This is a genomic window from Serratia symbiotica (Periphyllus acericola) (genome assembly GCF_964019515.1).
Taxonomy (GTDB): domain Bacteria; phylum Pseudomonadota; class Gammaproteobacteria; order Enterobacterales; family Enterobacteriaceae; genus Serratia; species Serratia symbiotica_D.
Genome location: NZ_OZ026452.1, coordinates 1777074 through 1789234, shown reverse-complemented (window position 1 = coordinate 1789234; position 12161 = coordinate 1777074). Strand labels below are relative to the sequence as shown.

Below are 12161 nucleotides of genomic sequence, written 5' to 3'. Positions count from 1 at the left end.
GATGGTTCACTGTGTTCTGTCTGATTCGGTATTTAGCATACAGGCGATCATAAAGCGGCGTTGTTGAATAAATCGAAATTTTGCTTGGCCACGGAATGTCGCTATTTTGACAGAAGGAGAGTGATCTGATCCTCGTGCCGGCCAAAAGTTCGATTTATTCAACAACGCCGCGTAACGTTGCAGTTTGTGTAGCAGGGCGTGCACAACTACGAGCGTTTCACCTGTTGCCGCCATTTGTCCAGTTCGTTGGCGAACTACTGACGGTTCCGCTGGTTGAGCGCGTTAGGGCCACCGGTTTGGATGCCGCTGGAGCGCAGGGTGTCGATAAAGTCGCGCATGTTGAGGCGCTCGCGGATAGTATCGGGCGTGTAGCGTTCGCCATGCGGGTTCAACGCAAATGCGCCTTTTTCTATCACCTGTGCCGCCAACGGAATGTCAGCTGTGATCACCAGATCGCCTTTCTCGCAGCGGTGTACGATCTCGTTATCCGCTACGTCAAAACCAGCCGCCACTTGCAGGGTGCGAATAAATTTCGACGGTGGTGTCTGCAATGGCTGGTTGGCCACCAGCGTTATCGGCATGGCAGTGCGATCGGCTGCGCGGAAAAGTACATCCTTGATCACCTTCGGGCAGGCGTCCGCATCGACCCAAATCTGCATCATTCAGGCTCCATTAGCCAGTTGCGCACCGGCAGGAAATCGCGGTATAGCGCCGCTTCATGACTATCGTCTGGCTGTTGGTAGTGGTATTTCCAGCGTACCAGCGGCGGCATCGACATCAGAATCGACTCGGTACGGCCGCCGGTTTGTAACCCGAACAGTGTGCCGCGATCCGACACCAAGTTGAACTCCACGTAGCGACTACGGCGATAAAGTTGGAATTGGCGTTCACGCTCACCCCAGCCCAGCGTTTTGCGCTTTTCGACGATTGGCAGATAGGCTTCAAGGAAGCCTTCACCTACCGCGCGGGTAAAGGCGAAGCAGTGGTTAAAATCTGGCGTGTTCAGGTCGTCATAGAATAGGCCGCCGATGCCACGTGCTTCGTTACGGTGCTTGATAAAAAAGTAATCATCACACCATTTCTTGTATTTGGCATAGACCTCATTGCCGAAAGGGGCACACAGCCGCTGGGCGGTATGGTGCCAGTGTACTGCGTCCTCTTTAAAGCCGTAGAATGGTGTCAAGTCAAAGCCACCACCGAACCACCACACCGCATCTTCACCCGGTTTTTCGGCGATAAAGAAACGCACGTTTGCGTGGCTGGTGGGAATGTAAGGGCTGAGCGGATGAACCACCAGCGATACGCCCAGTGCTTGGAAGCCACGCCCGGCCAGTTCAGGGCGGTGCGCGGTAGCGGATGCGGGCAGCGTGGCACCGGATACGTGGGAAAAGTTTACCCCTGCTTGTTCAAACACCGTGCCGTTAGCCAGTACGCGGCTACGGCCGCCGCCGCCTTCTTCACGCGTCCATTGATCTTCGGTGAAAACGGCACCGCCGTCGGCTTGGGCTAGTTGCGTGCAGATGCCATCCTGCAATGCCAGCAGGAAATATTTTACTTCAGCTAGGGCGAGTATACTCATCTGGGATTATTTCATAGCACTTAACTAAACAAGGCACGGAGTATACCCCTAGAACATTTATCATTAGACTATTTTATTTACCATTTTGGCCCTGGGCCTTGCTCACCCTCCTCACGTACTCCGTGTACGCTGCGGTGAGTGCACGCTGTCCCTGTGGTGCAAACGGGCTGCCACAATACACGTCTACTGGGAAAGGTTCTTATTCGCCGCTGTCGGCAGCACCCTTGTGCTGGAGTAATGATTCAAGCGCTTCAGGACAGCCAAATAGCGGGGTAAATTGCAGTTTGGTATTGCGTATGCCAATAATCCTACGATAATTAGATAAACACCTTAATTAACAGCGGCCAACATCGATGGAAATTCGCGTATTTCGACAAGACGATTTTGAAGAGGTCATTACCCTGTGGGAGTGGTGTGATCTGCTGCGTCCATGGAACGATCCGGAGATGGATATTGAGCGTAAACTGAATCACGATGCTGATCTGTTCTTGGTTGCGGAAGTGGGCGGCGAGGTAGTGGGGGGGTACGATGGCCACCGTGGTTCGGCCTATTATCTGTGCGTACATCCTGATTACCGTGGGCGTGGTATTGCCAACGCATTGATTAGCCGTCTGGAAAAGAAGCTGATCGCCCGTGGTTGCCCAAAGATCCAACTGATGGTAAGTGAAGACAATGACAGCGTGGTCGATATGTACGAAAAGCTCGGTTATAAGCTTCAGGGCATTGTCAGCCTGGGTAAGCGACTGATCGAAGATCAAGAATACTGAGTTGCGCCCCAGGCAGCGAATTGCGGCATGGCGCTCCTCATAACCTATCCCATTGATGTTAAAGAGTAATAAAATGAATATTCGCCCACTATTGTTAGGGTTGCCGCTGCTACTTACTGGCTGTTCGGCCCTATCCAATTTTTCTTGGCCCAGCCTATGGCCGCTCACCGGGTTCGGCAGCAACTATCGCCTACGTGGTGGCATGGCGACCCGCAATGGCCAGGTCGTTGCCTATTATCAGGCGCTGTCCGGCGATAAAGTTAAGCTGGTTATTATTGGTCAACCCAAGGGCCGGGTGCAGCAGGTGGAGATCATGGATCAAAATTTGTGACCTTATGGGGCAGCAAGCCTGGCACGCCGTTTAGCAATATGTACAGCAAGGCGTTCGGTGCCTGTAAACTTGCTACCGACGAAGACGCTGGCAAGGTGGCGTATATAGCGGAGCAAAGCAAGTATGTCACCTATATTTTCAGCGGCAAATGGGCTGGTTAGCAGGAGATCATCCCGCCGGACGACACGCTGAAAAACTGGGCTATCAGCAAGATTATCTGGCATGCTAACCCACAGGTCCGAATGAAATCTAGCTAAACTCCTTAGCCAGAAGGAACCCAATAATGATAGGTATAACACCGCCTATAAAAAACCGGCTTTATCAATGTTAAGCGTAGATGGCAGGTCACCGCTTACTACCTTAGCTTTAGGAAGGGGAGGGCGGGTTGGTTCGACATCATCCCCGCCATAGACAGTGATAAACTCACCCCCAGAAAACCTGCTTCTCGCCTGCCTTATAGCATTTTATGCTTAAAAATCACTAAACGGTATATAAAAGCGTTACAGCTCTGCAGTGAGTTATAAATACAATGACTCCATTAAGATGAAAGCCGGATAAATTGACTCAGCGAGCTGGGGTGCATAATGAAATAAACTGCGGTAAAAAATATCGTGCTGAAAGGATGGCTGGCTGCCGCGCTGTTAGCCAGCGGTGCTGCGTCGGCAGCAGAATTGCTGAACAGCTCTTATGACATTTCCCGTGAGTTGTTCACCGTGCTGAACAGCAATGGAACCAGCAGCATCCGCATGATAAACTGACCATTAAGCAGTCCCACGCTGGTTCCTCCAGGCAGGCGCTGGCGAGCCTGCAAGGGTTGCGCGCGGACGTGGTGACCTATAATCAGGTGACGGATGTGCAGATCCTGCATGACCGTGGTCAACTGATCCCAGCTGGTTGGCAGTCCCGCTCACCCAACAACAGTTCGCCTTTCTATTCTACCATGGCGTTCTTGGTGCGCAAGGGCAACCCGAAAGGCATCCACACTTGGCAAGATCTGGTGCGTGACGATGTGAAACTGGTGTTCCCAAAGCCAAAAACTTCTGGTAATGGCCGTTACACCTATCTGGCCGCCTGGGGTGCTGCCAGTCAGGCTGATGGTAACGATCAGGCCGAGACCCGTACCTTTATGACCCGTCTGCTGAAAAATGTGGTGGTGTTCGACACTGGTGGTCGTGGCGCCACTACCACTTTTGTTGAGCGTGGTCTGGGTGATGTGCTGATCAGCTTTGAGTCGGAAGTGAATAACATTCTCCAGCAGTACGGTGCAGACAAATATGACGTGATGCTACCACACGTAGATATTCTGGCAGAGTTCCCGGTGGCTTGGCTGGATAAAAATGTTGAGAGAAATGGCAATACACAGGTCGCCAAGGATTATCTGCATACATCTATAGCCCAGCGGCGCAGCAGGTGATCACTCGCTTCTATTATCGAGTCTATAACCCAACAGCGATGTCAGCGGTGAAGGGGCAGTTCCCGGACACACGGCTGTTTCGGATGGAAGATCAATTTGGTGGCTGGCCTCAAGTAATGAAAACCCATTTTTCCACCGGCGGCGAGCTGGATCAGCTATTAGCGGCAGGACATAAGTAAATTTTGTCCTGGTACGAGAAGCGGGTTCTGCCTGGATGTGGTCTCAGCCTCGGAAGTAGCCTATTTTACACCTGCCTGATCCTGTTGCTGCCGCTCAGCGCGCGGGTGATGCAGTTGGCGCAAATGAACCTAGCGCAGTATTGGGCGGTGATTTCCAATCCTCAGGTGGTGGCAGCGTATCAGGTGACACTGCTGCCAGCCTGTTCAACGCGCTGTTCGGCATGCTGATGGCCTGGATATTGACTCGCTATCGCTTTCCTGGCCGTTCACTGCTGGATGGTTTGATCGATCTGCCGTTTGCGTTACCAACGGCGGTGGCCGGTTTGACGCTAGCCGGGCTATTCTCCACCTCCGGCTGGTATGGTCAATGGCTGGCGCATTTCGATATCAAGGTCAGCTTTACCTGGTTGGGTATTGCGGTGGCGATGGTATTCACCAGCCTGCCGTTTGTGGTGCGCACCGTTCAGCCGGTTCTGGAAGAGCTCGGGGCGGAATATGAGGAAGCGGCTGAAACTTTGGGGGCCACCCGTTGGCAGAGCTTCCACCGCGTGGTGTTGCCGGAAATGGCACCGGCATTGCTGGCTGGCACAGCTATCTCCTTTACCCGCAGCCTGGGGGAGTTTGGTGCAGTGATTTTTATTGCTGGCAACATCGCTTGGAAGACGGAAGTAGCCTCGCTGATGATTTTTGTGCGCCTGCAAGAGTTCGACTACCCGGCAGCAAGTGCTATCGCTTCGGTGATCTTGGCAGTGTCGCTGTTTTTGCTGTTTAGCATTAACGTTTTGCAAAGCCGTTTTGGTCAACGCATCGGGGGAACTGGTGGCTGATATTTCCGCTTTCAACGCTGCCGAGCGTCACAGTATCAACTGGGCCAAATGGTCACTGATCGCCATCGGTATGCTGTTCTCGGTGTTACTGCTGGTAGTGCCCATCGTATCGATTTTTGCCGAGGCTTTCTCTAAGGGTATCGGTGTGCTATGGAGCAACCTGATCTATCCAGACATGTTGCACGCCATTTGGCTCACGGTAGTGATCGCGCTGTCAACTGTGCCGTGCAAACTGATTTTTGGCACACTGCTGGCGTGGTTTGTGACACGTTTTACCTTTCCAGGACGCCAGTTGTTGCTGACCCTGATCGATATCCCGTTAGCCGTATCGCCAGTGGTGGCGGGGCTGATTTACCTGCTGTTTTACGGCAGCAACGGCCTGCTAGGCCGGTGGCTGAATACGCATAGCATCCAGATTATGTTCTCTTGGCCGGGTATGGTGCTGGTGACTATTTTCGTCATCTGCCCATTTGTGGTACGCGAACTGGTGCCGATGATGCTCAGCCAGGATAGCCAGGAAGACGAGGCCGCCATAATGCTGGGTGCATCTGGCTGGCAGATGTTCTGGCGCGTCACGCTGCCTAACATTCGCTGGTCGATGCTATATGGTGTGGTGCTGACCAATGCGCGCGCCATCGGTGAGTTTGGTGCAGTCTCGGTGGTATCCGGTTCAATTCGTGGTGAAACCTATAGCTTGCCACTACAGGTTGAACTGCTGCAACAGGATTACAACGCCGTGGGCTCTTATACTGCTGCCGCGCTGCTGACCTTGATGGCGATAGTGACCCTGTTTTTGAAAAGCGCTTTGCAATGGCATTTGGAACGTCAGAACGCAAGGTTCGAACGGAAGGCGAATCATGAGCATTGAGATTAACGGCATTAATAAATCCTTTGGCCGTACCAAGGTATTGAATGATATCTCGCTCGATATTCTTTCCTGAGAAATGGTGGCGTTGCTAGGGCCATCGGGTTCCGGTAAAACCACGCTGCGGCGCATTATTGCCGAGCTGGAAAGCCAAAGTAGCGGTAAGTTGAGCTTCCACGGTACCGATGTTAGCTATATGCATGCGCGAGATCGCCGCGTGGGCTTTGTATTCCAGCATTACGCCTTATTCCACTATATGACGGTATTCGATAATATCGCCTTCGGTTTCAGCGTGTTGCCGCGTCGTAAACGCCAGAGTGCGGCGGCAATCAAACAGAAAGTCACCCGATTGCTGGAGATGGTTCAGTTAAGCCACTTTACTAACCGCTATCCATCGCAGTTGTCCGGTAGCCAGAAACAGCGAGTGGCGCTGGCACGTGCCTTGGCGGTCGAGCCACAGATCCTGCTACTCGATGAGCCTTTTGGCGCGCTGGATGCGCAGGTGCGCAAAGAATTGCGCCGCTGGTTGCGTCAGTTGCATGAAGAGTTGAAGTTCACCAGCGTGTTTGTGACCCATGATCAGGAAGAGGCGATGGAAGTGGCTGACCGCATCGTAATGAATAAACCGGCCACGGGGGGACTCAGTGGTATAGACGTGGCTGACAAGCCCGGAAAGGGCGAACCAGAAGAGGAGGGCGGCCATGAAAATGCACTGCTGCATGAGTCACTTACTGATAGTGCGAAAAAATAAAATGAGGGTGGCAGGAGAGCATTGCGTCAGTATCTTGGCAGCCGGAAACTCTGAAGCCGTGTCTGAGATTTATACAAGCGGAATTTGTAGAGCCGACTGTTCCGGGTTTTCCGTTGCAAATCTGATGGAGGCTTTTAGCGTAACGTCATTTTATACGGGCAGAATGCCAACGGAGGTGAGCGTGCGTGGGCTGAACTGGTTAACAGGAAGAGGTGGACTGAACAGAAAGACAGGCGCTCAGGCACAGCCTGTACACGCCCACGCGGTGTCTGATGAGGGATTTCGCCCGGCACGGGCGGGCGAATCGCTGTTGCAGACGGAAGAGCGGCGACGTCTCATCCGGGTGCTGTTGGAGAGCAGCCCGCTGTCACCGCAGGTGACCGAAGCCTGGTGGCTGCGTCCGCTGGAAGAGATGGCGGCGCGTTTACAGGGTTGCCCGTCGGCATGGAATGGCCCGTACTCTGGAGCCGGCGGATTTACCGACCTGAGCCTGCACTTGACGGCGAGTGCGGTGAGGTGGGTGCGTGGCATGATGCTGCCGCCGGGCGCGACACCCGAAGAGCAGGCTGAACAGACACCCAGCTGGGCCTGTGCAGTTTACTGGGCCGGGTTGCTTCACAATCTGGAGTGGCTGGCGCAGGTGGAGGGCGGTGGTATCCGGGTCTGAGCGTTGCACAGAGGAATATGGCGGGTGCGGCAAAAGGCATCGGGAGCCGGGACGCAGAGTGGGATTTATATGGCAGTCAGGCTGCTACCGGAGTCGGGGCTGATATGGTTGCAGCGCTTGCACGCCCTGTCCGACAGTCTGCTGTTTCTGTCCGGACGTCGTGCTGAGGCAGGGATGCTGAGCAGCATTATCAGCGAAGCGCGAAATGGTTGTGGCATGCCTGTTACTAAGGTTTTATCTGCGCCGTCCCCTCACGCGAGCGTGCATCTGGGGCTAGAAAATGATCTCATCACCCCCAAAATTATGGCTTTGTTGAATAAATAGGATTTGGAATCAAGAGTCCCGTGAATGGGCAGCTTTCAGGCAAGGCGTACACTTTGTGGCATACCGGCGAGCGGCATCTTGTTTAATGCACAGATCATGGCCAGCGCCTCTGCAACTTGCCCATCATAATCTCGCAGCGACAGGTGACCACCAAATAGCTGTTTTACTCTGTACCTCGCTGTTGCCGCTATCGAACGTCGGTGATAGCCTATGATAATTTTCCACCGTGTGTTGTCTCCGGTAAGGCGCTGGTTCGCCACCGCTTGATTTCGCTCTGCATAGTATTATCAGCCAATAACGGGCTCAGCTTCTAGGCGGTATTAACGCCCTGAGCTTCTTGCGCCTTAACTCATCATCACACACTCGCATATCCTAAGCCCGATCCGCCGAGGCGACTTTGATGTTACGGTACCTCTGACGGATGAGACCTGGGAAGGCTTCGGTATCGGTGACATTGCTCAAGGAAAAGTCAGCACAGATGACCTCATGTGTTGCTGTATCTACGGCCAAATGCAGTTTTCGCCAGATCCGCCGTTTTTCCTGACCGTATTTTTTTACCTTCCACTCCCCTTCACCCAACACGTTGAGCCCGCTAGAGTCGATAACGAGGTGCGCAATTTCACCCAGCGTTGGGGTTTTAAACGGGACATGGCCGGACTTTTCCCGCTTACTGATGCAGGTGTCGTCCGGGCAGTTCAACGGCACTTTAATCAGTGTGACAATGGAGTCGACGAAGCGCGAAGTGTCAGGCCGAAAATCCGTTTCAGCATCAATACGCTGGTGATTGCCATATCGGAATAATGTGGTCGGCGACCACGCAGAGAAGGTTTTGCCTCGCAGTACCAAGCGTGAAGTGCCGTTTCATCCACCGAGAAAGAGTGATAAGGGCGTTGTTGTAAGCCTTCCAGTTGGTGATGTTGAACTTTTGCTGGGCCACGGAATATCGCTATGTTGACAGAAGGAGAGTGATCGGATCCGCGTGCCGGCCAAATGTTCGATTTATTCAACAACGCCTCGAAAAAATGGAATATGCCGATCCAGAACTGGCGATTGGCAATGAGTCGTTTTATTATCGAGTTCGGTGATCGCCTAAGCGATCACCTTTAATAGGCGGGCAGTTACACAGAATTACGTACAGGCTCTTTTTAGTAGGTATTACTTCTTGGCGGTACGTTCGAAAGAGGCAACGATTTCAGCTTTAGCTGCCGCCGCGTCCGCCCAACCTTCCACTTTCACCCATTTGCCTATTTCTAAATCCTTGTAGTGCTCAAAGAAGTGAGCGATTTGGGCGCGCAACAGTTCCGGCAGGTCGTTCACATCTTTGATGTGATCATACTCTTTGGTCAGCTTGTTGTGCGGAACGGCAACCAGTTTTGCATCTTCACCGGCTTCATCGGTCATCTTCAATACGCCAACTGGACGGCAGCGGATCACTGAACCCGGTTGCAGCGGATATGGGGTTGGCACCAGCACGTCAACTGGATCACCATCCAAAGAAAGGGTGTGATTGATATAACCGTAGTTGCATGGGTAGAACATCGCCGTGGACATGAAACGGTCAGCGAACAGCGCACCGATGTCCTTGTCGATTTCATATTTGATCGGATCAGCATTGGCCGGGATTTCGATAATAACGTAGATGTCTTCCGGCAGGTCTTTGCCAGCTGGAACCAAATTCAAGCTCATGTCGGTTTCCTTTAATCTAATAATCTAACTAGAAATTGAGTGGTGGCTATTATAAGCGGACTCTTTTGCGATTTCCTGCCCTTTTCATCGCCCACCCCCCCTCGTTGGACGTGTTACTACTCGTCTGGGTTTTCGGCGATAAAGCGCTCGGCATCCTCAACCATTGATTTAGTGCAAACGAAGAATAGCACGCGCTGGTGTAGTTTCACCGGGGTAATGTCCAGAATACGGTTTTTGCCGTCGCTGGCTTTACCACAGGCCTGCTCGGCCAGAAACGCCATCGGTTTGCATTCATACAGCAGGCGCAGCTTGCCTTGCTGATGGCTGGCAGTGCTTGAGTAAAGGTAAATGCAGCCTTTCAGCATGTTGCGGTGAAAGTCGGCCACCAGTGAACCGATGTAGCGTGAGGTGTAAGGAAGCTGTGTCGCTTCATCCTGCTCTTGGCTTTGTTGAATAAATAGGATTTGGAAAAAGAGTCCCGTGAATGGGCATCTTTCAGGCAAGGCGTACACTTTCTGGCATACCGGCGAGCGGCATCTTGTTTAATGCACAGATCATGGCCAGCACCTCTGCAACTTGCCCATCATAATCTCGCAGCGACAGGTGACCACCAAATAGCTGTTTTACTCTGTACCTCGCTGTTGCCGCTATCGAACGTCGGTGGTAGCCTGTGATACTTTTCCACCGTGTGTTGTCTCTGGTAACGCGCTGGTTCGCCACCGCTTGATTTTGCTCTGCATAGTCTGCCGACCAATAACGGGCTCCGCTTTTAGGCGGTATTAACGCCTTGAGCTTCTTGCCCCTTAACTCATCATCACACACTCGTGTATCCTAAGCCCGATCCGCCGAGGCGACTTTGATTTTACGGTACCTCTGGCGGATGAGACCTGGGAAGGCTTCGGTATCGGTGACATTGCTCAAGGAAAGGTCAGCACAGATGACCTCATGTGTTTCTGTATCTACGGCCAAATGCAGTTTTCGCCAGATCCGCCGTTTTTCCTGACCGTGTTTTTTTACCATCCACTCGCCTTCACCCAACACGTTGAGCCCGCTAGAGTCGATAACGAGGTGCGCAATTTCACCCGGCGTTGGGGTTTGAAACGGGACATGGCCGGACTTCGCCCGCTTACTGATGCAGGTGTCGTCCGGGCAGTTCAACGGCACTTTGATCAGTGTGACAATGGAATCGAATAAGCCCTGTAGGGCGCGAAGTGTCAGGCCGAAAATCCGTTTCAGCATCAATACGCTGGTGATTGCCATATCGGAATAATGTGGTGGGCGACCACGCAGAGAAGGTTTTGCCTCGCAGTACCAGGCGTGAAGTGCCGTTTCATCCACCGAGAAAGTGAGTGAACCCCGAGCGATAAGGGCGTTGTTGTAAGCCTTTCAGTTGGTGATGTTGAACTTTTGCTGGGCCACGGAATGTCGCTATTTTGACAGAAGGATAGTGATCTGATCCGCGTGCCGGCCAAATGTTCGATTTATTCAACAACGCCCCTGCTCTTGGCAATATTTAATGTATTTTTTTACGCCTAGAGGGAACTTTATATAGTTTCCTTCGTTGATGGAATACATGTTGCCGGTTTCAGGAAAATGGACTTTCTCGTGAGAGAGGTAAAATACACCCAGAGAAGGATCATAGGTAAAGGCATGCACGCCATAGCCGGTGGTGTACACCAGCATGGTGGATGAACCGTAAACCACATAGCCTACGGCTACCTGAGCGCTGCCCGGCTGCAAAAAGTCGTCTTCGGTTACTTGGCTGCCGGCAGAGGTGATACGACGATAGATCGAAAAAATAGTACCGACTGAGACGTTGACATCAATGTTGGACGAACCGTCTAACGGGCTTATCAGCAATACATACTTGGCATTTTAGCCCGTTCTCCGTCGAATATCACTATTTGATCTTCTTCTTCGGAAGCGATACCTGCAACTTCGCCGCGTGCTTTTAACTAACGCCGCTTTCAGTTTCTCGTTAGCATACAGATCCAGTTTCATCTGGACTTCACCCTGTACGCTGGATACACCGTTGGTGCCTAGAATATCAACTAGGTCAGCTTTGTTGATATCGCAGTGGATGATTTTGGCACCCAATTTAATGGCTGAGAGTAGCGCAGTCACTTCGCCAGTAGCGTGAGAGAAGTCATGCTGTTTCTCGACGATAAATTCGTCTAACGTTTTTATGACACAATCTCTGAATCTACAGATGGATAGTGGAGCGTTAACCTACCATTCTAAGAACTCAAATGAGAAACCTACATGCGCATACATATTCTTGGGATCTGTGGCACTTTTATGAGGGGGCTGGCGTTGCTAGCTCGCTCATTAGGGGCACGAAATCACTGGCTCTGACGCCAACGTTTATCCCCCAATGAGTACATTGTTGGAAAACCAGGAGATTGATCTTATTCAGCGCTATGATTCGGCTCAGTTGGAAACAGCACTGGATCTGGTGATCATCGGTAATGCTATGATACGTGGCAATCCGTGCGTAGAGGCGGTGTTGGAGCTGGGCATCCCTTACGTTTCCGGCCCACAATAGCTGCATGACTACGTGTTACGCGATTGCTGGGTATTGGCGGTTGCTGGCACCCATGGCAAAACTACTACCGCCGGTCTGATCACCTGGATATTGGTGATGAGCAACGGGGGGTTCGGCGGAATTCATGATCGCTTGCTAGCAGCCATGGCGAAAAATAAGAGTTAAAAGCCATAGGGGGCCAGAGTAATTAGATTCTTCTGGACGCGTATTAGCCCGCCTGTATAAC

Annotated in this window: 9 protein-coding genes and 9 pseudogenes; 9 read left to right on the top strand and 9 right to left on the bottom strand. The window is 52.2% G+C overall.

What is annotated here, in order from left to right; genetic code table 11:
- Positions 1-6: 6 nt before the first annotated feature.
- From AACL06_RS09815 to hemF, 3 genes are all read right to left on the bottom strand, one after another.
- On the bottom strand, positions 7-165 hold the full coding sequence (locus AACL06_RS09815; RefSeq protein ID WP_339037066.1) for a hypothetical protein: 159 nt from the start codon (positions 163-165) through the stop codon (positions 7-9).
- Positions 166-254: 89 nt separating this feature from the next.
- The gene (locus tag AACL06_RS09810) at positions 255-659 is read right to left on the bottom strand and encodes a YaiI/YqxD family protein (RefSeq protein WP_339038393.1); all 405 of its coding nucleotides are present in this window, start codon (positions 657-659) and stop codon (positions 255-257) included.
- Entirely contained in the window at positions 659-1579 is a 921-nt protein-coding gene (gene hemF / locus AACL06_RS09805; RefSeq protein ID WP_339037063.1) for an oxygen-dependent coproporphyrinogen oxidase, read from the bottom strand. Before hemF ends, AACL06_RS09810 begins: the two co-directional genes overlap by 1 nt.
- A gap of 353 nt (positions 1580-1932) precedes the next feature.
- Here hemF and AACL06_RS09800 point away from each other — a divergent pair, with 353 nt between their 5' ends.
- The 8 genes and pseudogenes from AACL06_RS09800 to AACL06_RS10720 all read left to right on the top strand — a co-directional run bounded on the left by AACL06_RS09800 (position 1933) and on the right by AACL06_RS10720 (position 7704).
- Entirely contained in the window at positions 1933-2346 is a 414-nt protein-coding gene (locus AACL06_RS09800; RefSeq protein ID WP_339037061.1) for a GNAT family acetyltransferase, read from the top strand.
- A gap of 73 nt (positions 2347-2419) precedes the next feature.
- Positions 2420-2934, top strand: a pseudogene (locus tag AACL06_RS09795) (DUF1131 family protein).
- A gap of 351 nt (positions 2935-3285) precedes the next feature.
- Positions 3286-4270, top strand: a pseudogene (cysP, locus tag AACL06_RS09790) (thiosulfate ABC transporter substrate-binding protein CysP).
- Positions 4271-5097: pseudogene (gene cysT, locus AACL06_RS09785) on the top strand (sulfate/thiosulfate ABC transporter permease CysT).
- Entirely contained in the window at positions 5090-5965 is an 876-nt protein-coding gene (gene cysW / locus AACL06_RS09780; protein WP_339038391.1) for a sulfate/thiosulfate ABC transporter permease CysW, read from the top strand. The pseudogene cysT and the gene cysW overlap by 8 nt, the downstream one beginning before the upstream one ends.
- A 76-nt stretch (positions 5966-6041) precedes the next feature.
- Positions 6042-6632: pseudogene (locus AACL06_RS09775) on the top strand (ATP-binding cassette domain-containing protein); the annotation flags it as partial.
- Positions 6633-6978: 346 nt separating this feature from the next.
- Positions 6979-7380, top strand: coding sequence for a TraI domain-containing protein (locus AACL06_RS09770; RefSeq protein WP_425336911.1), 402 nt, complete (start codon positions 6979-6981; stop codon positions 7378-7380).
- A 108-nt stretch (positions 7381-7488) separates the two neighbouring features.
- Positions 7489-7704: a hypothetical protein gene (locus tag AACL06_RS10720; RefSeq protein WP_425336910.1), complete on the top strand. Its 216-nt coding sequence runs from the start codon at positions 7489-7491 to the stop codon at positions 7702-7704.
- A 35-nt stretch (positions 7705-7739) separates the two neighbouring features.
- Here AACL06_RS10720 and AACL06_RS09765 read toward each other — a convergent pair.
- The 6 genes and pseudogenes from AACL06_RS09765 to AACL06_RS09740 all read right to left on the bottom strand — a co-directional run bounded on the left by AACL06_RS09765 (position 7740) and on the right by AACL06_RS09740 (position 11514).
- A pseudogene (locus tag AACL06_RS09765) lies at positions 7740-8641 on the bottom strand (IS5 family transposase).
- A gap of 218 nt (positions 8642-8859) precedes the next feature.
- Positions 8860-9390, bottom strand: coding sequence for an inorganic diphosphatase (ppa, locus tag AACL06_RS09760; protein WP_339037060.1), 531 nt, complete (start codon positions 9388-9390; stop codon positions 8860-8862).
- A gap of 116 nt (positions 9391-9506) precedes the next feature.
- Positions 9507-9848 (bottom strand): annotated as a pseudogene (locus tag AACL06_RS09755) (class 1 fructose-bisphosphatase); the annotation flags it as partial.
- Between the two features lie 37 nt (positions 9849-9885).
- Positions 9886-10755 (bottom strand): annotated as a pseudogene (locus tag AACL06_RS09750) (IS5 family transposase).
- Positions 10721-10882, bottom strand: a complete 162-nt coding sequence (locus AACL06_RS09745; protein ID WP_339037059.1) for a hypothetical protein — start codon at positions 10880-10882, stop codon at positions 10721-10723. The pseudogene AACL06_RS09750 and the gene AACL06_RS09745 overlap by 35 nt, the downstream one beginning before the upstream one ends.
- Positions 10876-11514, bottom strand: a pseudogene (locus tag AACL06_RS09740) (hypothetical protein). The gene AACL06_RS09745 and the pseudogene AACL06_RS09740 overlap by 7 nt, the downstream one beginning before the upstream one ends.
- 138 nt (positions 11515-11652) lie before the next feature.
- Here AACL06_RS09740 and AACL06_RS09735 point away from each other — a divergent pair.
- Positions 11653-12028 (top strand): annotated as a pseudogene (locus AACL06_RS09735) (Mur ligase domain-containing protein); the annotation flags it as partial.
- Between the last annotated feature and the right edge of the window lie 133 nt (positions 12029-12161).

What these genes read in the sequence shown, in the direction of transcription:
- AACL06_RS09810 (WP_339038393.1), bottom strand. Translation starts at nt 659, where the DNA reads ATGCAGATTTGGGTCGATGCGGACGCCTGCCCGAAGGTGATCAAGGAT.
- AACL06_RS09800 (WP_339037061.1), top strand. Translation starts at nt 1,933, where the DNA reads ATGGAAATTCGCGTATTTCGACAAGACGATTTTGAAGAGGTCATTACC.
- ppa (WP_339037060.1), bottom strand. Translation starts at nt 9,390, where the DNA reads ATGAGCTTGAATTTGGTTCCAGCTGGCAAAGACCTGCCGGAAGACATC.
- hemF (WP_339037063.1), bottom strand. Translation starts at nt 1,579, where the DNA reads ATGAGTATACTCGCCCTAGCTGAAGTAAAATATTTCCTGCTGGCATTG.